19 protein-coding genes are annotated in these 18,995 nt (G+C 70.0%); 4 read left to right on the top strand and 15 right to left on the bottom strand.

Annotated features, from left to right (window positions below):
* The first annotated feature begins 36 nt into the window (after positions 1 to 36).
* The 3 genes from DKM19_RS16085 to DKM19_RS16075 all read left to right on the top strand — a co-directional run bounded on the left by DKM19_RS16085 (position 37) and on the right by DKM19_RS16075 (position 3,844).
* On the top strand, positions 37 to 1,254 hold the full coding sequence (locus DKM19_RS16085) for a PP2C family protein-serine/threonine phosphatase (RefSeq protein WP_239514277.1): 1,218 nt from the start codon (positions 37 to 39) through the stop codon (positions 1,252 to 1,254).
* A gap of 109 nt (positions 1,255 to 1,363) precedes the next feature.
* Positions 1,364 to 2,269: a 5'-3' exonuclease H3TH domain-containing protein gene (locus tag DKM19_RS16080; RefSeq protein ID WP_239514276.1), complete on the top strand. Its 906-nt coding sequence runs from the start codon at positions 1,364 to 1,366 to the stop codon at positions 2,267 to 2,269.
* Positions 2,270 to 2,416: 147 nt separating this feature from the next.
* A complete protein-coding gene (locus DKM19_RS16075) occupies positions 2,417 to 3,844 on the top strand; it encodes an RNB domain-containing ribonuclease (protein ID WP_110696381.1) in 1,428 nt (475 codons plus the stop codon).
* Between the two features lie 219 nt (positions 3,845 to 4,063).
* Here the strand turns inward: DKM19_RS16075 and DKM19_RS50650 are convergent, their stop codons facing one another.
* The 8 genes from DKM19_RS50650 to DKM19_RS16040 all read right to left on the bottom strand — a co-directional run bounded on the left by DKM19_RS50650 (position 4,064) and on the right by DKM19_RS16040 (position 11,649).
* Positions 4,064 to 4,231, bottom strand: a complete 168-nt coding sequence (locus DKM19_RS50650) for a hypothetical protein (RefSeq protein ID WP_204358813.1) — start codon at positions 4,229 to 4,231, stop codon at positions 4,064 to 4,066.
* A gap of 141 nt (positions 4,232 to 4,372) precedes the next feature.
* Positions 4,373 to 7,102 carry an RNA helicase gene (locus DKM19_RS16070; protein ID WP_110696380.1) on the bottom strand — a complete coding sequence of 910 codons (2,730 nt, stop codon included), beginning with the start codon at positions 7,100 to 7,102 and terminating at the stop codon, positions 4,373 to 4,375.
* A gap of 127 nt (positions 7,103 to 7,229) precedes the next feature.
* Positions 7,230 to 8,105 (bottom strand): YegS/Rv2252/BmrU family lipid kinase, encoded by an 876-nt coding sequence (locus tag DKM19_RS16065; RefSeq protein WP_110696379.1) that lies wholly within the window; start codon positions 8,103 to 8,105, stop codon positions 7,230 to 7,232.
* Positions 8,106 to 8,122: 17 nt separating this feature from the next.
* Positions 8,123 to 9,058, bottom strand: a complete 936-nt coding sequence (tatC, locus tag DKM19_RS16060; RefSeq protein WP_110696378.1) for a twin-arginine translocase subunit TatC — start codon at positions 9,056 to 9,058, stop codon at positions 8,123 to 8,125.
* Positions 9,059 to 9,116: 58 nt separating this feature from the next.
* Positions 9,117 to 9,443, bottom strand: coding sequence for a Sec-independent protein translocase subunit TatA (gene tatA, locus DKM19_RS16055; protein ID WP_110696377.1), 327 nt, complete (start codon positions 9,441 to 9,443; stop codon positions 9,117 to 9,119).
* A gap of 76 nt (positions 9,444 to 9,519) precedes the next feature.
* Complete coding sequence (locus DKM19_RS16050) at positions 9,520 to 9,708, bottom strand: hypothetical protein (RefSeq protein WP_110696376.1); 189 nt, start codon at positions 9,706 to 9,708, stop codon at positions 9,520 to 9,522.
* A gap of 28 nt (positions 9,709 to 9,736) precedes the next feature.
* Positions 9,737 to 10,693: a YafY family protein gene (locus tag DKM19_RS16045; protein WP_110696375.1), complete on the bottom strand. Its 957-nt coding sequence runs from the start codon at positions 10,691 to 10,693 to the stop codon at positions 9,737 to 9,739.
* Complete coding sequence (locus tag DKM19_RS16040; protein ID WP_110696374.1) at positions 10,690 to 11,649, bottom strand: YafY family protein; 960 nt, start codon at positions 11,647 to 11,649, stop codon at positions 10,690 to 10,692. The genes DKM19_RS16045 and DKM19_RS16040 overlap by 4 nt, the downstream gene beginning before the upstream one ends.
* 41 nt (positions 11,650 to 11,690) lie before the next feature.
* On the opposite strand from DKM19_RS16040, the gene DKM19_RS16035 reads away from it, so the two are divergent.
* On the top strand, positions 11,691 to 12,833 hold the full coding sequence (locus DKM19_RS16035) for a DUF3866 family protein (protein WP_110696373.1): 1,143 nt from the start codon (positions 11,691 to 11,693) through the stop codon (positions 12,831 to 12,833).
* Here DKM19_RS16035 and DKM19_RS16030 read toward each other — a convergent pair.
* The 7 genes from DKM19_RS16030 to prcB form a co-directional block, all read right to left on the bottom strand.
* The gene (locus tag DKM19_RS16030; protein WP_110696372.1) at positions 12,779 to 13,255 is read right to left on the bottom strand and encodes a DUF3291 domain-containing protein; all 477 of its coding nucleotides are present in this window, start codon (positions 13,253 to 13,255) and stop codon (positions 12,779 to 12,781) included. The genes DKM19_RS16035 and DKM19_RS16030 overlap by 55 nt on opposite strands.
* Before the next feature lie 32 nt (positions 13,256 to 13,287).
* Positions 13,288 to 13,929: a metalloregulator ArsR/SmtB family transcription factor gene (locus DKM19_RS16025; RefSeq protein WP_110696371.1), complete on the bottom strand. Its 642-nt coding sequence runs from the start codon at positions 13,927 to 13,929 to the stop codon at positions 13,288 to 13,290.
* A gap of 260 nt (positions 13,930 to 14,189) precedes the next feature.
* Positions 14,190 to 15,014, bottom strand: coding sequence for an FKBP-type peptidyl-prolyl cis-trans isomerase (locus DKM19_RS16020; protein ID WP_239514450.1), 825 nt, complete (start codon positions 15,012 to 15,014; stop codon positions 14,190 to 14,192).
* 243 nt (positions 15,015 to 15,257) lie between these two features.
* Positions 15,258 to 16,616 carry a Pup--protein ligase gene (pafA, locus tag DKM19_RS16015; protein ID WP_089205531.1) on the bottom strand — a complete coding sequence of 453 codons (1,359 nt, stop codon included), beginning with the start codon at positions 16,614 to 16,616 and terminating at the stop codon, positions 15,258 to 15,260.
* Positions 16,617 to 16,777: 161 nt separating this feature from the next.
* A complete protein-coding gene (locus DKM19_RS52510) occupies positions 16,778 to 16,912 on the bottom strand; it encodes a hypothetical protein (RefSeq protein ID WP_255415522.1) in 135 nt (44 codons plus the stop codon).
* A 47-nt stretch (positions 16,913 to 16,959) separates the two neighbouring features.
* A complete protein-coding gene (gene prcA, locus DKM19_RS16010) occupies positions 16,960 to 17,766 on the bottom strand; it encodes a proteasome subunit alpha (RefSeq protein WP_110705751.1) in 807 nt (268 codons plus the stop codon).
* Positions 17,767 to 17,791: 25 nt separating this feature from the next.
* Entirely contained in the window at positions 17,792 to 18,610 is an 819-nt protein-coding gene (prcB, locus tag DKM19_RS16005; protein WP_110705750.1) for a proteasome subunit beta, read from the bottom strand.
* Between the last annotated feature and the right edge of the window lie 385 nt (positions 18,611 to 18,995).

Raw genomic sequence — 18,995 nt, 5'->3', positions numbered from 1 at the left:
GGCCACCAGCCACCCCTCCACCCACGAAACGACCGCGTGACCGATTCGGCCCCGTTCACCGCAGCAGAAATGGTGCAGCGGTTGCGCGGAGAGCTGGATGAGCACATGGCCGTCGAACAACAACTCCTCAGCGCACGACTCGCACACGCCGCACGACTGGGCGACCTGGGCTGGGCCGAATGGAATCTCCAGACAGGAGAGTCCATCTGGTCCGACCAGGTCTACGCCATCTTCGGCCGCGACCCCGGAGAAGGTCCGATCCACCTGCGCGATCTGGTCGGCCATGCCGAGCCGGTCGACAAGGCGAGCCTGGACCAGCTGCTGTGGACCGTCGTGCACCGGTCCGAATCCGGCGAGGTCGAGTTCCGCATCCGCCGCCGGGGAGAGGTGCGCCATCTGCGCGCCGCGCTCGACCCCGTCGCGACCGGCGCGTGCGCCGCCGTGCACGGCGTCATCCAGGACATCACCGGCCGGCGCCGGGCCGAGCGGATCATGTCGGAGTCCCGGAGCCAGCTGCTGGAGGTCCGCGAGCAGGCGGCCGAGGAGCGGCACATGAGCGTGGCCCTGCGCGAGGCGATCATGCCCGGGCTGGGTGCCACCATCGACCTGCCGCACGCCCGCATCGCCGTCCGCTACGTCGCGGCGGGCGCCAAGGCCGGTCTGGGCGGCGACTGGTACGACGCCATCGCCCTGCCCGACGGCCGGGTGGTGCTGGCCATCGGCGACGTGTCCGGGCACGGCCTGCCGGCGATCGCCCGGATGGCCCAGCTCCGGCACGCGCTGGTCGGCCTCGCGATGACCGGCGAGTCCCCCGACCGGCTGCTGGCCTGGCTCAACGACCTGGTGCTGCACCGGCTGGTGGAGACCACGGCGACCGCGGTGGTCGGCCATCTCGACCCCGCCACCAGCGTGTTCACCTGGGGGCAGGCCGGGCATCCGGCGCCGATACTGGTCCGTGACGGGGTGGCCATCCAGCTCGATCCGCCCAACGGGGTGCTGCTCGGCGCCACCCTCAACGAACCGTACGATCTGGCGGGGGTGGAGCTGCGGGAGGGAGATCTGCTGCTGCTGTTCACCGACGGGCTGGTCGAGCGGCGCACCCGCGACATCGACGAGGGCCTCGCGCTGACGCTGGAGGCGGCGGCGTTGCTCCGGGGGGATCTGGACGACGGGCTGGACCGCCTCATCGAGCTGATCGGAGGCCCCAACCCTGAAGACGACACCTGCGTGCTGGCGATCGGGGTGCTCGGCTGATCGGGATGCCCGCTCTGCTCAGGTGATCGCCGCTGGGGCGATCGACGCACCCGGGCCGATCGGGGTGATTGATCGACCGCGTGTTCGGTTACTTGGTTAAATGGTCGCCATGCCTGGCCTGATGCTTCTCGACACCCCGTCTCTTTACTACCGTGCCTTCTACGGGATTCCGGAGTCGATGACCGCTCCCGACGGGATGCCCGTCAACGCGATCCGCGGCGTCATCGACATGATCGCCATGCTGGTCCGGGAGCACTCCCCCGTCGAGCTCGCCGCCTGCATGGACGCCGACTGGCGCCCGGCCTTCCGGGTCGCGGCCATCCCGACCTACAAGGCGCACCGGGTCGTCTCCGGCAACGCCGAGGAGACCCCGGACACCCTCGCTCCGCAGGTGCCGGTGATCGAGCAGGTGCTCGACGCGGTGGGCATCGCCCGCATCGGCGTGGCCGGATACGAGGCCGACGACGTGATGGGCACGCTCGCCGTACGGGCAAGCGGGCACGTCGACATCGTCACCGGCGACCGGGACCTGTTCCAGCTGGTGGACGACGCCCAGCCGGTCCGCGTCCTCTACACCGCGCGAGGGGTCAAGAACCTCCAGTTCGTCGACGAGGCCGCGGTCGCCGCCAAATACGGCATCCCCGGGCGCTCCTACGCCGACTTCGCCACCCTGCGCGGCGACCCCAGCGACGGCCTTCCCGGCGTTCCCGGGGTGGGCGACAAGACCGCGGCGGCGCTGATCACCCGGTTCGGCTCGCTGGAGGCCCTGCTCAGAGCCGCGGAGGAGGGAGACGAGCTGACCTCGGGGCAGCGGGCCAAGCTGTCGGCCGCCCGCGACTACCTCCGGGTCGCCCCGGCGGTGGTCCAGGTCGCCCGCGACGTGCCGATTCCGGCGATCGATCTCACGCTTCCCGTCAAACCACGCGATCCGGAGGCCCTGGCCGCGCTGGCCGAGCGCTACGGCCTCGGCAGCCCCCTGGGCCGCCTGTCCGCCGTGCTCGAAGCCGCGTCGTAGCCGGGAGCACCGCCCGGCCCCCTGACGATGGCGCCCTGTCCTCCGCCCCCTCACGGCGATTCCGGCGCGGCCCCGCACGGAGCCCTCCGGGCGGCCGGTGAAGCCCTTTTGTGAGGCACACGGCAAGGAGCGGTAGGTTGGCTCACTGTGCCTCATAAGAGCATCCGGGTGCCCGGAGAGTCCCATCCGCGACTCGACGATGGTTTCGAACGGATCCGCAGGGAGATGAGGCTTCCGGAGGAGTTTCCCCGGGCCGTGACCGACGAGGCCGAGTGGGTCTCCGAGGTTCCCTCGCTTCCCGAGCTGGACCGGACCGACCTCCCGCTGATCACCATCGACCCGCCGGGCTCCATGGACCTGGACCAGGCCATGCACCTGGAGGAGCAGCCCGGCGGCTACCGCGTCTGGTACGCCATCGCCGACGTCGGGGCGTTCGTCAGGCCCGGCGGAGTGATCGACACCGAGGCGCGCGACCGGGGCGAGACCGTCTACATGCCCGACGGCCGGGTGCCGCTGCATCCGGCGATCCTGTCGGAGGGCGCCGCCAGCCTGCTGCCCGGGGTGACCCGGCCGGCCGCGCTGTGGTGCGTCGACCTGGACGCCGACGGCCAGATCGTGGGCGCCGACGTGACCCGCGCTCTTGTCTGCAGCAGGGAGCGGCTCGACTACGACTACGTGCAGGCGGCGGTCGACACCGGCACCGCCGACGGGACCCTGCGGCTGCTGGCCGAGATCGGCCGTCTCCGGCTCACCCTGGAACGGGAGAGGGGCGGGGTCACTCTGCCCACCCCCGATCAGGAGGTCGTCCCCGACGGGGACGGCTACCGGGTGGAGTTGCGCGTCCCGCTGGACGCCGAGGCCTGGAACGCTCAGATCTCCCTGCTGACCGGCATGGCCGCCGCCTCGATGATGCTGGACGCCGAGATCGGCCTGCTGCGCGTGCTGCCGCCCGCCCCCGCGGAGAGGGTCGCCCAGGTCCGCCGGATGGCCCTCGCTCTCGGAGTGCCGTGGCCGGAGGGCGCCGCCTACGGCGACGTCGTGCACGCCCTGGATCCGAAGGTCCCCGGGCAGGCCGCGTTCCTGCAGGAGTCGACGGTGCTGCTGCGCGGAGCCGGATACGTGGCGTTCAACGGCGAGCCGCCCGTCCAGGCGTATCACGCCGCGGTGGCCGCGCCGTACGCACACGTGACGGCGCCGCTGCGCCGCCTCATCGACCGCTACGCCACCGAGATCTGCCTGGCCATCGCGGCGGGCGTGCCGGTGCCCGAGGACGTCCAGAATGCCATGGGCGAGCTGCCGGACATCATGCAGGCGACCGGGCGGCGGGCGAACGCGGTCGAGCGGGCGTGCGTGGACCTGGTGGAGGCGTTCGTGCTGCGCGAGCGGGTGGGCCAGATGTTCGACGCCGTGGTGATCGACGTGGAGGAGAACCGGCCGTGGGCTCAGGTGCAGATCACCGACCCGGCGGTGGTGGCCCGCTGCGACGGTGAGCGGCTGCCGCTGGGCGAGACGGTCCGGGTACGGCTGACGCGCGCCGACCCGGCCACCCGGGAGGTCCGTTTCAGCCAGATCTGACCGTCGTCGCCACGCCCGGTGCGAACGTGCTGGACGGCCACGGCCGAAGGCCCGCTTCAGTCTGAGTTGACCTTCGTCGCCGTATCCAGCACGAGCGTGCCGGACGACCGCGGCCGAAGGCCCGTTTCGGCCCGATCCGACCGCCGTGCCCGATGCAAACGGGCCGAACGACTGAGGTCGCGTCCGGAACCCGGACGCGACCTCGACCTGCGGGGGGAACTACCTCTTCAGGCTCCAGCCCGCGCCGACACCCATCAGGTGCAGCGCGACGCAGAGCAGCCCGGCGATGGAGAGCGTGGCGACGGTCACGACGGTGCCGACCGCCACTCCGGCGATCTGGAAGATCAGGGCGAGCACGAAGAGCAGTGCGGCGATGAGGGCGAACATCCTTACCTCCCTGTGCGGGATCAACTGCTTCCCCATGGAGATTTCCGGTGTGTTAACCCCAAAAACAGTCCCGGAGGTTACTTTCCGCCCACCAGCCGTCACAACGTATTGACCGGGCGGTCAGCCAATCGCCCTCGACTCTCACGTCAGGAACGAGTAGGCCACCACCCCGCGTCGCATGGCGTCCATCGCCTTGCCCGTGTTCTGCTTGACCTTGCTCCCCGGAGGAGCGGCGTCGGAGATCTGGCCGAGCAGGTCGAGCAGCTGCTTGGTCCAGCGCACGAAGTCACCGGCGGCCAGCTCGGAGCCGTTGACCCCGTCGCGGAGCACGGCGTCCAGGCTGTAGCCCTTGGCCCAGCGGTAGGCCGCCCAGGCGAACCCGAAGTCGGGCTCCCTGATGAACGACAGGCCGTGGTCGCCCTCGATGGCCTCCAGCTCACCCCAGAGCCGGACCATGTCCGCCAGCGCCTTCTGCACCCCGCCGGCGGGGACCTTCGGCTGGCGGGCGTCGTCGGCCTGCCGCGACTCGAAGACCAGGGAGGACACGCTGGCGGCCAGCTCGGCCGGGTCCAGGTCGTTCCAGAGCCCGGCGCGCAGGCACTCGGCGGTGAGCAGGTCCAGCTCGGTGTAGAGCTGGGCCAGGCGGCGGCCCTCGGCGGTGACGCTCTCGCCGTCGAGGTAGCCGAGCTGGTCGAGCACCCCGCAGACCTTGTCGAAGGTGCGGGCGATGACGTGGGAGCGGCCCTCGACCCGGCGGCGCAGGCCCTCGTTCTCGCGCAGCAGCTTGTAGTAGCGCTCGGCCCAGCGGGCGTGGTCCTCCCGCTCGTCGCAGCCGTGGCAGGGGTGCTGGCGGATCTCCCTGCGCAGGCGGAGGATCTCGTCGTCCTCGACCGCGTGGTCGCGTGCCCTGGCCGGCTTGCCGAAGTCGCGGTCACCGATCTTGGCGTGCACGGAGGAGACCAGGTTGGCCCGCTCCTTGGGCGAGCGCGCGTTGAAGTTCTTCGGGATGCGCAGGTGCTCGACCGGCTCCACCGGGACGGGGAAGTCGGCCGGTGACAGCTTCTTGACCTGCTTGCCGATGGTCAGCACCAGCGGGGACGGGCCCTCGCCGCGGGAGTTGAGACCCGCGTCGAGGACGATCGCCAGACCGGCACGGCGGCCGCCGGGGACACGGATGATGTCACCGGGCTTCAGCGCCTCCAGCGAGCGCACCGCCTGCAGCCTGCGGGCCGAGCCGCGCTGTCGCGACAGCTCGGCCTCCCGGTCCGACAGGGCCCTGCGCATCGCGGCGTACTCCTCGAAGTCGCCCAGGTGGCAGGTCATCGCCTCGCGGTAACCCTCCAGCGCCTCCTCGGCGCGGCGCACCTGCTTGGCGAGGCCCACCACGGCCCGATCGGCCTGGAACTGCGCGAAGGAGGACTCCAGCAGGGTCCTGGCGCGCTCCCTGCCCACCTGGCCGACCAGGTTGACCGCCATGTTGTAGGAGGGGCGGAAACTGGAGCGCAGCGGGTAGGTGCGGGTGCTGGCCAGGCCGGCGACCTGCAGGGGGTCCGTGCCCGGCTGCCACTGGACCACCGCGTGGCCCTCCACGTCGATGCCGCGCCGGCCGGCCCGCCCGGTGAGCTGGGTGTATTCGCCGGGCGTGAGGTCGGCGTGGGTCTCGCCGTTCCACTTGTCGAGCTTCTCGATCACCACGGAGCGGGCGGGCATGTTGATGCCCAGGGCGAGGGTCTCGGTGGCGAACACGGCCTTGACCAGGCCTCGGGTGAACAATTCCTCGACGACCTCCTTGAAGGCCGGGAGCATGCCCGCGTGGTGGGCGGCCAGGCCGCGCTCCAGGGCGTCACGCCATTCGAGGTAGCCGAGCACGGTCAGGTCCTCGTCGGGCAGGTGCGCGGTGCGCTCGTCGACGATCTGCCGGATCTCGTGGCGTTCGGCGTCGGTGGTGAGCCGGATCCCGGCCTGCAGGCACTGCAGGACGGCGGCGTCGCAGCCGACCCTGGAGAAGATGAAGGTGATCGCGGGCAGCAGGAAGTCGGCGTTGAGGCGCTCGATGGCCGCGGCCCGGTCGGGCGGGCCGTTCCTGCGCGGGCGCGCGTAGCCGCGCCGGCCCTTGCCGAACGCCTGGCGCTCCTCGTCCTTGGCGATCCGCAGCAGGTTCGGGTTGATGTGGGGACGCTGGCCGTCCTCGTCGGTCACGAACAGGTCGTACAGGCGGTGCCCGACGATCATGTGCTGCCAGAGCGGGATCGGGCGGTGCTCGTCGACGATGACGCTCGTGTCGCCGCGGACCTCGCCCATCCACTCGCCGAACTCCTCGGCGTTGCTGACCGTGGCCGACAGAGCGACCAGCCGCACCGACTCGGGCAGGTGGATGATCACTTCTTCCCAGACCGCGCCGCGGAACCGGTCGGCCAGGTAGTGCACCTCGTCCATGACGACGAAGCCGAGCCCGGCCAGAGTGCCGGAGCCCGCGTAGAGCATGTTGCGCAGCACCTCGGTCGTCATGACGACGATCGGAGCCTCACCGTTGACGCTGTTGTCGCCGGTGAGCAGGCCGACGTTGGACGCGCCGTACCGCTTGACCAGGTCGTTGTACTTCTGGTTGGACAACGCCTTGATCGGGGTGGTGTAGAAGCACTTACGGCCCTCCTGCAGGCCCAGGTGCACCGCGAACTCACCCACGACGGTCTTGCCCGACCCGGTGGGTGCCGCCACGAGGACTCCGTCGCCCGCTTCCAGAGCCCGGCAGGCGTCAAGCTGGAAGTCGTCAAGCTCGAAGTCGTACAGACCACGGAACGAGGTCAGCGCCGGCCCACTCTCAGCCTGGCTCTGACGGAAGGCAGCGTAGCGTTCCGCTGGGGTCGTCATGTTCTCCAGCCTACCGATATCAGGATTCCGGTCCGTCCGCCGTGGATCCCCCGCGTGAGACCGTGAATCCCGCCCGTAAGGCGGATCCGGTCCCGGGTGCGGGCTCCGGCCACGACGCCGGGGGGCGTCAGACGAGGACCCGCAGTGCGCCGGGCTCGATCTCGCAGGTCAGCGGGATGGGACCGACCCGCTCGCCGTCGGCGTAGGCGATCACGCCGGGGGCCTCCAGCGTGACCCGGCGGACACGTCTGACCGTGATGGAGGGGTGGGTGACGTGGGAACCGCTGTAAACGCGGGGAAAGATGCGCAGGAACTCGCTCTTGGGCATGGCGCCGAGGATCGTCACGTCCAGCAGGCCGTCGTCGGGGAGCGCGCCCGGGCAGACGCGCATTCCGGCGCCGTAGGAGCTGGTGTTGCCGACGGCGACCAGCATGGCCTCACGCTCGATCACCTCTCCGTCGAGATCCAGCCGGAACGGGATCGGCCGGAAGGATCGCAGCTCCTCGGCCAGCGCGACCAGGTACTTCGCCGTGCCGTACGGCCATGTCATCCGGTTGGCCCGCTCGTTGACGCGGGAGTCGAACCCGCAGCAGACCACCCCGGCGAACCACTCGTCCTTGCCGATCCTCGCGGCGTCGATCGTGCGGATCCTGCCGCCGAGCACGGTGTCCGCGGCGGCCAGGGTGTCCTTCACCGGGACGCCGAGGGCGCCGGCGATGTCATTGCCGGTGCCGACGGGAATGATGCCCAGCGGCACGCCGGTCCCCGCGACGACCTGGACGGCCAGGTGGACCAGCCCGTCCCCGCCGAAGGCCACCAGCGCGGCGGGATCCTCCGCCACGACCGTGCAGGCGCGTTCCAGGGTGTCGGCGGCGGACTCCCCCATGATCACTGAGACCTCGGCGCCCCCCTGCCGGAGCCTGTTCAGCACTGGGGCGAGCAGGCCCCGCGAGCGGCCGTTACGGGCGGCGGGGTTGACGAGTACAGCGATCTCTCCGGGCACAGACCGGAATTTATCCTCTATTTACGCGGATCGGGGTCCGTCGTTCCCGAATCGATAGGAGTCAGATCATCGACCGGGCTCACGTCCTCGATCGGATTGCCGTCGTCACCCAGGGGAGAGGCCTCGTCGTCGTCCAGGTGAGAGAAGTCCTCACCCTTCGGCAGCCTTCTCTCCCGGAGGTACATGAATCCCTCTGCCAGGGCGAACAGCACCACCATCGGCAGGGCCAGCGCGATCATCGTGAACGGGTCGCCACCCGGGGTCGCGAGCGCGGCGAAGACGAACATGATGAAGATGACCATGCGGCGGTGCTTGGCCACCAGCCGGTGCGGCAGGACCCCGATGATGTTCAGGAAGACCATCAGCAGCGGCAGCTCGAAGGAGATGCCGAAGATGACGAGCATGATCAGCGCGTAGCTGAGGTATTCGTCGATGGTGATGCCGGTCAGCGTTCCCGGAGGGGCGAACCCCAGCAGGATCGACAGGCCCGTGTCCATCACGAAGTAGGCCAGGCCCGCACCCGCGAGGAACAGCGGGACGGCCAGGATGATGAACAGGACCGAGTAGCGCTTCTCGTTGCGATACAGGCCCGGGGTGACAAAACCCCAGATCTGCCAGAGCCAGATCGGCGAGGAGACCACCAGGCCGAACATCGCCGCGACCTTGAGGTTCACGAAGAACGAGTCGAAGACGCCCAGGATCAGCATCGTGCACTGCCCCGGCCGCAACTCCTGAGCCTGGGGCAGGCCGCAGTACGGCTCCGAGACGAACCGCCAGATCGGATCAAAGAAGATGAAACCGACGATGACGCCGACAACCAGCCCGAGCAGCGCGATGACCAACCGGTTACGCAGCTCACGGAGATGATCCATGAGGGGCATACGGCCCTCAGCCGAGTCGGCGGGCGGGGTCGCCCCGTTCCGGCCCGGCTTGGGCCACTTCAGCAGCGCCATTCGCGAATCCTGGTCTGACGAGTCGGATGATCAGGGTCGATCTTGAGGCTACTACTGCCTACTGTGTCTTGGGCGCGCCGGCCTGGGCGCGGAGCCTGGCGGCCTGCTCCTCGAGAGCGCGGGCCTGCTCCTCTGCGCTCAGCGGGGAGGCCGGGGCCGAGGTGATCGGCGGCGGGACCGGGGCGGCGGGCTGGGGCTGGGCCTGGACGACCGTGGCGGTCGCCGTCTCCGTCTCGTCGTCATCGCGGAGCTTGGCGGTCTCCGACTTGAAGATGCGCAGGGAACGGCCGAGGCCACGAGCGGCTTCCGGCAGTTTCTTTGCACCGAACAGCAGCACCAGGATCAGCCCGATGATGATGAGTTCAGTGGGTCCGAGGTTGGGCATGACACATCCTTACGCCGAGCGACGTGCATTCTGACGTGCGTTCTCTGGCCCGATCGTACGCTGCTCTGGGACAGACTCATCCCTTCGGGCCCTGTATTGTCCCGGTCTTTTGCCCGAACAGGGTTTGCGCGGGCTCAAGCCTCTCCCGCGTTCTGTTCACCTCTCGGCCAAGCTCCGTGGCCGCCCGCAGCACGCGAACGCCCAGGAAACCGAGGACGACCAGTCCCGCGAAGGCCACAGCGACCGCAGCGATGATCCAGCTCATACGGTGACATCCTAACTAACGCCGGAAGTCAGGAGACCGACTCGTAACGATTAAGTGCCGACGTCGCGGCGGCTCGTACGCTCTCGGCCAGAGAGGCCGGTGAGACCACCCGGCCGGTGTCGCCCAGGCGCAGCGCCAGCCGTACCAGCCAGCCCTGGTCACGTGCCCGCAGCGCCACCCGCATGCGCCCCTCTCCGAGCTCCTCGACCTGCTCGCAGGGGTAGTATTCGGCCACCCAGCGGCCCGCGGGGGTCAGCTCCAGCTCCACCAGCTCGTCGGTGGGCGAGGGCCGGAACACCCCGGACGTCACCTCGTCGGGCACGGCGTCGGCGGGCGGGTCGGCGGCCACGTCGAGCACCTCGACGGTGAGCATCCGGTCCAGCCGGAACAGCCGCACCGCCTCGGCCCGGTAGCACCAGCCCGACAGGTAGGAGCGGCCGTCCACCACGACCAGCCGCATCGGGTCGACCTCGCGCGGGGTGATCTCGTCGCGCCCCGGCACGTAGTAGCGCAGCGAGAGCCGTCTGCCGCGCCGCAGCGCCTCGTTGACGCTGGGCAGCGCGTCGGGCGTCGCGTCCACCTCGACCGTGACCTGGTTGCTGACCTCCGCCGCCCCCTCGCCCGAGGCCTGCTCGAACTTGGCGATGACCCTGGTCAGCGCGTCGCGCTCGCCGAACTCGGGCATCTCCGCGAGCATCCGCAGGGCCACCAGCAGGGCGCTGGCCTCGTCGACCCCCAGTCGCAGCGGGCGCGCGATGGTGTCGGCGTTGTCGATGAGGATCTCCCCGCCGTCCCACGACACGTCGATCAGGTCGCCGGGGGTGTGGCCGGGCAGTCCGCACATCCAGACCAGCTGCAGGTCGTCGATGAGCTGCTTCTCGCTCAGCCCGAAGATCTTCGCGACCTCGGGGACCTGGGCGCCGGGATGCGACATCAGATAGGGAATCAGCGCCAGCAACCTGGGCAGGCGGTCGGCCGTACTCACAGAAGTGCCCCCTTCAGGCGGCAGATCACGGCGTCTCGGGCGTCCGGCGGCCCGACCACCTCGGCGTCGGCGGCGAAGCCCACGACCCACCCGGCCAGTCGCCCGGGGTCGGTGAAGTCGACGTCCAGCTCGTCCCACCCGTCGGCGCCCGGCCGTACGGCCCTGGCGACCTGGCGCAGCCCCTGGCAGGTGCCCTGCCTGACCCGGATGAGGGCGGCGCGCTCCGTGACGTTCAGGTCGTCGCTGTAGCCGACCATCGACTTGATGTCGACCCCCTCGGGCACCACCACGGCCCCGGGCCGGCCGATCGTGGTGACCGTCCCGCTGATCCGGCTGAGCCGGAACACCCGGGGCGCGTCGCGGTCGCGGTCATGACCCACCACGTACCAGCGGCCACGGCGGCTGACCACCCCCCACGGCTCCACCGTGCGCGTCAGCACGCTCTGGCCGGCCGCTCCCCGGTAGGCGAAGCGGACCGCGCGCCGGTCGCGCACGGCCTCCCACAGCGCGGGAAAGGACGGGTCGCGGGTGTCCACCCGCAGCTCCAGAGCCCCGCCGAGCATCCCGCCGGCCTCGTCGGTCTCCACCCCGCCCGCGCGCAGCTTGAGCAGCGCCCCGCTGGCCGCCTCGGCCAGGCTGGCCCGCTGCCACACCTGGGCCGCCAGGCCCACCACGGCCGCCTCGTCGGGCTCCAGGGTGATCTCCGGCAGTTCGTAGGCCTGGCGGACGATCCGGTAGCCCGGATCCTCCTCCCAGGGGTCCTTGTGGACCTCGATCGGGATGCCGATCTCGCGCAGTTCGTTCTTGTCCCGCTCGAACATCCGCTGGAAGGCCTCGTCGTTCTCGGAGTCGTAGCCCGGCACCGCCTGGCGGATGTGCTCGGCGCTGAGCGGCCGCCGCGTGGCCAGCAAGCAGATCACGAGATTGAGCAGTCGCTCGGTCTTCCGGCGCGACATCCGGCCTCCCTCCCTGTTCAAGTGACGCTACTCTTCCCCCCGTGATCAGATGGCGCAGGGGCGAAGTCGTGCGGATCCGGCGCGAGTGGCCGGGGGCGGTGGAACTCGACGTCACCACCGAGGATGGCAGCGCGCGTGCACTGGCCTATCCCGCCCTGGTGGGACGCCCGGAACCCGGCGACGCGGTGTTGCTCAACACGACCGCGCTCGCAATGGGTCTTGGTACGGGAGGTTACGCCATGGTGGTGGCAATCCCCGACCGATTGCCGGAAGATCCGCACGGCCCCGGGCACCTGGTGAAGGCACGCTACACCCCGTTGCAGGCCACCGTGCTCGGCGCCGACGAGCAGGACTCGCCCTTCCACGAGGTGCTCCGCGAGGCCGACTCCCTGGACGGCATGCCCGTGATCATCGCTGACCTGCACTCGGCCCTGCCCGCGATCCTCTGCGGCCTGTACGGCTCCCACCCCCCTCCCCGGCCGGCCGGTCCCGAAGGCGCCGAGCGGGAGCCGCTGGAGGCCCGGGAGGAAAACAGCGGGCGCCGGCCCGCGCGCGTCGCCTACGTGATGCTCGACGGGGGCGCGCTGCCCGCCTGGTTCTCCATGTCCTGCGCCCAGCTCAGGGAGGCCGGCTGGCTGTGCGGGGTGGTCACGGTGGGCCAGGCCTTCGGCGGCGACGTGGAGGCCGTGACGCTGCACACGGGCCTGCTGGCGGCCCGGCACGTCCTGGAGGCCGACGTGGCGATCGTCACCCAGGGGCCGGGCAATCTGGGCACCGGCACCCGCTGGGGCTTCTCGGGCGTCTCGGCCGGTGAGGCGGTCAACGCGGCCGCCGTCCTCGGGGGCCGCCCCGTCGCGGCGCTGCGGGTCAGCGAGGGTGACCGGCGCGAGCGCCACATCGGGGTCTCCCACCACTCGCTGACCGCCTACGGGAGGGTCGCGCTGGCCCCGGCCCAGGTCGCCGTGCCGGAGCTTCCCGGCGACTTCGGCAGGCGGGTGACCGAGCAGGCCGAGCCGCTGTCCGTACGGCACGAGCTGGTCGGGGTGCCCGTGGACGGGCTGTACGAGGCGCTGCGCGACGCGCCGGTGCGGCTGTCCACGATGGGCCGGGGCCTGGACGAGGACCTGGCCTACTTCCTGACCTCGGCCGCCGCCGGCCGCCACGCGGCCTCGTTGCTGTCGTAGAACTCCTTGAAGGTGAAGGCCCGCGGGGTGGGACCCTCGGCCCTGAGCAGCTCCAGGCGTTCCATGCCCTCCTTCAGCGTCGGCTCGGGCCCCTCGGGGATCCACCACATCACCGTGTACGGCTCCGCAATGCGCAGGAACCACTCCCTGCGGCGCTGCATGACGCCCAGGTGCGCGCTGCGGTAGACGAAGTCCCACAGCGTGTCGCGCGACTCCCACACCGAAAGGTTGACCACCAGGTAGTCGCCGTAGTCGTGCTGGATCAGGTCCTGGGGGGCGTCGCCGTCCTTGAGCCGCCACACGAAGCCGGGTGTCGCGTCAGAGATCTTGTAGATGGGTTCGAGGGCCGCCATGAAGTCGGCGAGTTCCGGGGAGTCCATGGGCGCGCGCATGTGCGCGACGTTGAGCTGAGCCAGATGCATGAGATCAGCAGACCATTCGCGATGCTTCTATGTCAATGTTCGTTAGTTTTAGAAAAACTGACGCAGCACTCCCCCGGGCGCGCATCCAGCCGCGCCTTCTCCGGATCCTCGCCGAGCCCCTCCAGCAGCCCCCGGCACAACTCCAGGTTCATCGAGCAGACCAGGAGCGGATGCTCCTCGGCCATCAGGTGGAACGGGCAGTTGCGCAGCCGCACCCGGCTGCCCTCCTCGTACGGCTCGTAGCCGCGCCGGCGCAGCACCTCGCCGAGATCCTCGCCCCTCTCGGCGAGCCTGCTCCCGGCCCGCCGCGCGGCCTCCTCGGCCCGCTCGTCCCCCCCGAGCAGGTCCACCGTCTCGGCCAGGGCCAGCGCCAGCGTCCGGTAGTCCCTGGCGGGCACGCTGACCTGCCACTCCCCCGGCGCCCTGCGGTAGACCTTCGCCGGCCGGCCGCTGCCGGGGCCGGTCTTCTCCGTCAGCCGCCTGAAACCCGACTCCAGTAACCCGGCCTCGACGAGCTTGTCCAGATGGAACGCGGCCAGGGTCCGCTGGACCCCCGCCGCCTCGGCGGCCTCGTTGCGCCCCACCTCACGCCCCTGAGAGGCCACGTAGTCGTAGACCGCCCGGCGAACCGGGTCCTGAAGGGCTGCCACCGTATCGAGGTCGTCACTGCTCACAGCCCGGATTGTAGGCCGAAGACCCGCCCGCCGACGCACCGTGGAGGCATGCCCGCGCCGCGTCGGCGGGCGGGTCCGCACCTTCGCCCCATTCGTGTGGCCGGCGGGCGGTTCACGGTGGCCGGCCGCCGGCCACGCCCGACGCGGGAAACGGCGAAGCCCGGCCGTGCGGGCGCACGACCGGGCTTCGGTGGTTCGTCAGGTTCGGCGCGGAACGGACCCGGCCCGGGGTGAAACGGGGCCGGGCTCCGCGCGAACCGTCAGTAGGCGGCCAGCACGTCCACCAGGAAGACCAGGGTGTCGGTGCCCTTGATCTTGTCGCCGGAGCCCGCCTTGCCGTAGCCGAGGTCCGGCGGGATGGTCAGCAGCACCCGGCTGCCGAGCGGGACGCCGACCAGGCCCTTGTCCCAGCCGGGGATGACCTTGCCGGTGCCGATCTGGAACATGATCGGCGCGCCGCCGCGGGCCCAGCTGCTGTCGAACTCGACGTCGGAGCCCCAGATCTTCCCGGCGTACTGCACCAGGATCGACTGGCCGGACTTGACCTCGGCTCCCGTACCCTTGATCACCGTCTTGACGACGAGATCCTTGGGAGCCTTCTCCTTGGTCTTGGTGGTCAGCTTGGGCGCGGCCTCGCCGCCCGGGTTCTCCACCTTGACGCCCTTGACGCCGGGGTCGGTCGCGGTGCCCTGTGCGGCCTTGCTCTCGGGGACGCCGACCACGTCGACCACGAAGACCTGCGACTGGCCGGGAGGGGCCTGCGCCTGCTGCTCCGCGGGCAGCGCGTCCTTGGCGACGACCGACATGAACCGGCCTCCGCCCTTGGTCTCGGTGAAGCCCTTGCGCACGACCTCCGGGACCTGCGCGTCGAGCGTGACGACCTGCGGGCCGCCGTCGTCGTAGGTCGAGCCGGCCAGCTTGTTCTCCTTGCCGTCCCAGGTGAAGACGGTGAAGTTGGCCACCACGCTGCTGCCGTCCTTGGCGGGCGCGCCGACGGTGCCAGGCGTGAGCACCTGGTAGGAGGAGGTCTCGACGACCTTCGCCGGGAAGGCCACGGTCGGCTTGGCGTTGGGAGCTCCCGTCACCTTCAATGCCGTGACCCCGGCTCCCGCGGGACTGCTGGAGGCTCCCGCGGGACTGCTCGAGGCTGCGGTCTCACCGCCTCCGGAACCGCAGGCTGCGGCAAACAACAAAGGCACTGCGGCAAGTACGGCCAAGCTGCGGCGGCGCATAGATATCCCTCAGGCAGACGTCAGGTTTGCGCCACACTACCCGTCCTCACATACAGAAAGGGTAAGACAACGGCTGATCTTGCCGAAGCGTGACCATCACATTCCGGCGATCAACTTGTCCACTCTCTCGTCCACGCTGCGGAAAGGATCCTTGCACAGCACGGTGCGCTGCGCCTGATCGTTGAGCTTCAGGTGCACCCAGTCGACGGTGAAGTCGCGCCGCTTCTCCTGCGCCTTGCGGATGAACTCCCCGCGCAGCCGCGCCCGGGTGGTCTGCGGCGGAACCGACTTGGCCTCGAAGATCTTCAGGTCGGAGGCCACCCGCTCCACCGCACCGCGCTTCTGCAGCAGGTAGAACAGGCCGCGACGGCGATGCACGTCGTGGTAGGCGAGGTCGAGCTGGGCGACCCGGGGGCTCGACAGCGGGAGATCGTACTTCTTGCGGTACCGCTCGATCAGCTGGTATTTGGTCACCCAGTCGATCTCACGGGCGACCTTGTCGAGGTTGCCGGTCTCGACGGCGTTGAGGGTGCGCTCCCAGAGCTCCAGCACCCGGTGGCTGATCTCGTCGCCGCCGCGGCGGTCGACGAAGTCACGGGCCTTGGAGAGGTATTCCTCCTGGATCTCCAGCGAGGACGCCTCCCGGCCGTTGGCCAGCCGCACGCGCCGCCGCCCGGTCATGTCGTGGGAGACCTCCCGGATGGCCCTGATCGGGTTCTCCAGGGACAGGTCGCGCATCACGGTGCCCGCCTCGATCATGCGCAGCACCAGGTCGGTCGCGCCGACCTTGAGCAGCGTGGTCGTCTCGCTCATGTTGGAGTCACCGACGATGACGTGCAGGCGGCGGAACCGCTCGGCGTCGGCGTGCGGCTCGTCACGGGTGTTGATGATCGGGCGCGACCGGGTGGTGGCGCTGGAGACGCCCTCCCAGATGTGCTCGGCCCGCTGGGAGACGCAGTAGACGGCGCCGCGCGGGGTCTGCAGCACCTTGCCGGCCCCGCAGATGATCTGCCGGGTGACCAGGAAGGGGATCAGCACGTCGGCCAGGCGGCCGAACTCCCCGTGCCGGCCGACCAGGTAGTTCTCGTGGCAGCCGTAGGAATTTCCGGCCGAGTCGGTGTTGTTCTTGAACAGGTAGATGTCACCGGCGATGCCCTCCTCGCGGAGCCGCTTCTCGGCGTCGACCAGAAGCCCCTCGAGGATGCGCTCGCCGGCCTTGTCATGGGTGACGAGCTCCACGACGTTGTCACACTCGGGGGTGGCGTATTCGGGATGGCTGCCCACGTCCAGATAGAGACGCGCTCCGTTGCGGAGGAAGACGTTGCTCGATCGGCCCCAGGAAACGACGCGGCGGAATAGATAACGCGCTACCTCGTCGGGTGACAGCCGCCGCTGTCCCCTGAACGTGCAGGTGACGCCGTACTCGTTCTCAAGCCCGAAGATGCGACGATCCATTGCCTCACACTATTCGCCGAACCCCTCTCGTGGGAGGGATCATGGGGGTTTTCGGTCGTACGGCTTATGCCCCCGGCGGCGTACGACTAAGCGTGATACGGCCGGTGCCTGGCTCTTCGCCCGTGTGCGGGCCGTACGGGGCCGCCCGCGCCGGACCCGGATCAGCCGCCGCCCCGCCAGAAGATCTCGACGACCTTGACGATCCGGCCCTCCTCGGCGGCGAGCCCGGCCGCCTCCCCCTGCGGTGTCGATCGGTGTGTGGCGGGCGCGGCGCCCGGCGAGTGGATGCGTGACATGAGAGAACCGCCGTCCCCGCGGGGACGGCGGTTCTCTCATCGTGTGATCAGCCGTCCGAGCCGGTGTCGATGTCACCCTCGGGAGCGGTCGGAGCGGTGTCGCCCTTCTCCGGAGCGGGGGCCGGCGGGACCGCCGGCGTTCCGGCGGACGCCTCGGCCTCGGCCTCGGCGGAACCCGCGGCCAGCAGGCGCTCCAGCCTCGGGCCGTTGAGCCGCAGGAACCTGCGGTGCGGCCGGTTGCGGTCGAGGACCGCCACCTCCAGCTGGTTGGCCGGGAAGCGCTCACCACCCGGTTCGGTCAGCGCGAACAGCGCCGCCTCCAGCGCCTCGGCCAGCGGCAGGCCGTCGCGGTAGCGCTCCTTGAGCCGGTTCGCGACCGCCTCGGCCTGACCGCCCATCGCCACCAGGCCCGACTCGTCGAACACCGAGCCGTCGAAGGTCAGCCGGTAGATGTGGTCCTCGTCGGAGGAGTCGCCGACCTCGGCCACCACCAGCTCCACCTCGAACGGCTTCATCGACTCGGTGAAGATCTGGCCGAGGTTCTGCGCGTAGAGGTTGGCCAGGCCACGCGCGGTGACGTCGTCACGGTCGTAGGTGTAGCCGTTGATGTCGGCGTAGCGGATGCCGCCGAGACGCAGTGCCTCGAACTCGTTGTAACGGCCGACCGCGGCGAAGCCGATCTTGTCGTAGATCTCACTGATCTTGTGGAGGGCCCGGGACGGGTTGGGCGCGACGAACAGGATGCCGTCCACATACTGCAGGACGACGACACTACGGCCCCGCGCGATCCCCTTGCGCGCGTAATCCGCCTTGTCCCGCATCTGCTGCTCGGGCGAGACATATCCAAAAGGCATGGACACCTGGAGTGATCCTCTCGTGTTAGCGCAGCGGGGCGGTCGGGCCGTCGGGAGACGTCATCCGGGAGTCGACGACCGTCTGGACGAACCCGGCCACCTCCTCGTCGGGCAACCGGCGGTAGCCGTCAGCGGTGATCACCGCGACGACGGGCCAGATCCTGCGGGCGAGGTCGGGGCCACCGGTCGCCGAGTCGTCGTCGGCCGCGTCGTAGAGAGCCTGGACGAGCATCAGCACGGTGTCGTCTGGGGAGGCTCCCTCACGGTAGAGCTTCTTGAGCGCGCCGCGCGCGAAGATCGAGCCGGAGCCGATCGCGTGGTGCTGGTGCTGCTCGTAGGGGCCGCCCCCCACGTCGTAACTGAAGATCCGGCCACCGTCGAGGTCGGGATCGTAGGCGGCGAACAGCGGCACGACCACCAGCCCCTGCATCGCCATGGGGAGGTTGCCGCGAATCATCGTGGCGAGCCGGTTGGCCTTACCCGCCACCGAGAGCGTGCGGCCCTCCCTCTTCTCGTAGTGCTCAAGCTCCACCCGATAGAGCCGCGCCATCTCGATGCCGGTGCTGGCCGCTCCGGCGATGCCCATACCCGAATAGTCGTCGGTCCGGAACACCTTCTCCATGTCACGCTGGGAGATGATGTTGCCGGAGGTCGCCCGGCGATCTCCAGCCATCACGACACCACCGGCGCAGATCGCCGTGACGATCGTGGTGGCGTGAGGAATCTGGTCGCCGACCGGAGTTGCCAAGACGTCGTTACGGCCGGGCAACAAGTCCGGCGAGTGGGACCTGACGAACTCGGTGAACGAGGAGCTTCCGGTGTCGGTAAAAATGTGATTCACCATGCCGGCGGGCAAGTCCCTGTGCGATCCCACGCGACTCCCTCCAAAGGTACGGTCTTTAAGGCCCGACCTTACTCATCTTGCCGTGCTGCTTGCACTTCCCTCGATCAGCTCAGCGCGAACCACCTGTGTCCGGATCATTCAATCTTTCCGGCGGGGTTCTCCCGTGCTGCGGCCGATCCGGCCGCCGATGCCCGCGGGCATCGGCGGCGTCGAAGGCGGAGCCCGTAACGGTGGGTGACATGTGGTGACATGGCAGCCACGGGCCGGGCCACAGGCTCGCGACCGGCCTCGATGACGCCGCGGCGCGCCCGCGGCCGGCGGTCGCCGCGTGGTCCCTGGCATCGCCGGTCCGCGCATCCGGGCGTGACGACGCGTGCGGCCGGCG

This window comes from Streptosporangium sp. 'caverna', assembly GCF_003203775.1.
Taxonomy (GTDB): Bacteria; Actinomycetota; Actinomycetes; order Streptosporangiales; family Streptosporangiaceae; genus Streptosporangium; species Streptosporangium subroseum.
This window is presented reverse-complemented; position numbering and strand designations above follow the sequence as displayed.

Excerpts from the sequence above, each read along its gene's own strand:
- pafA (WP_089205531.1), bottom strand. The coding sequence starts at position 16,616 with ATGGATCGTCGCATCTTCGGGCTTGAGAACGAGTACGGCGTCACCTGC.
- prcB (WP_110705750.1), bottom strand. The coding sequence starts at position 18,610 with ATGGTGAATCACATTTTTACCGACACCGGAAGCTCCTCGTTCACCGAG.
- DKM19_RS16030 (WP_110696372.1), bottom strand. The coding sequence starts at position 13,255 with ATGCATCTGGCTCAGCTCAACGTCGCGCACATGCGCGCGCCCATGGAC.
- DKM19_RS16080 (WP_239514276.1), top strand. The coding sequence starts at position 1,364 with ATGCCTGGCCTGATGCTTCTCGACACCCCGTCTCTTTACTACCGTGCC.
- DKM19_RS16070 (WP_110696380.1), bottom strand. The coding sequence starts at position 7,102 with ATGACGACCCCAGCGGAACGCTACGCTGCCTTCCGTCAGAGCCAGGCT.
- DKM19_RS52510 (WP_255415522.1), bottom strand. The coding sequence starts at position 16,912 with ATGTCACGCATCCACTCGCCGGGCGCCGCGCCCGCCACACACCGATCG.
- DKM19_RS16040 (WP_110696374.1), bottom strand. The coding sequence starts at position 11,649 with ATGTCGCGCCGGAAGACCGAGCGACTGCTCAATCTCGTGATCTGCTTG.
- tatC (WP_110696378.1), bottom strand. The coding sequence starts at position 9,058 with ATGGCGCTGCTGAAGTGGCCCAAGCCGGGCCGGAACGGGGCGACCCCG.
- DKM19_RS50650 (WP_204358813.1), bottom strand. The coding sequence starts at position 4,231 with ATGTTCGCCCTCATCGCCGCACTGCTCTTCGTGCTCGCCCTGATCTTC.
- prcA (WP_110705751.1), bottom strand. The coding sequence starts at position 17,766 with ATGCCTTTTGGATATGTCTCGCCCGAGCAGCAGATGCGGGACAAGGCG.
- tatA (WP_110696377.1), bottom strand. The coding sequence starts at position 9,443 with ATGCCCAACCTCGGACCCACTGAACTCATCATCATCGGGCTGATCCTG.
- DKM19_RS16050 (WP_110696376.1), bottom strand. The coding sequence starts at position 9,708 with ATGAGCTGGATCATCGCTGCGGTCGCTGTGGCCTTCGCGGGACTGGTC.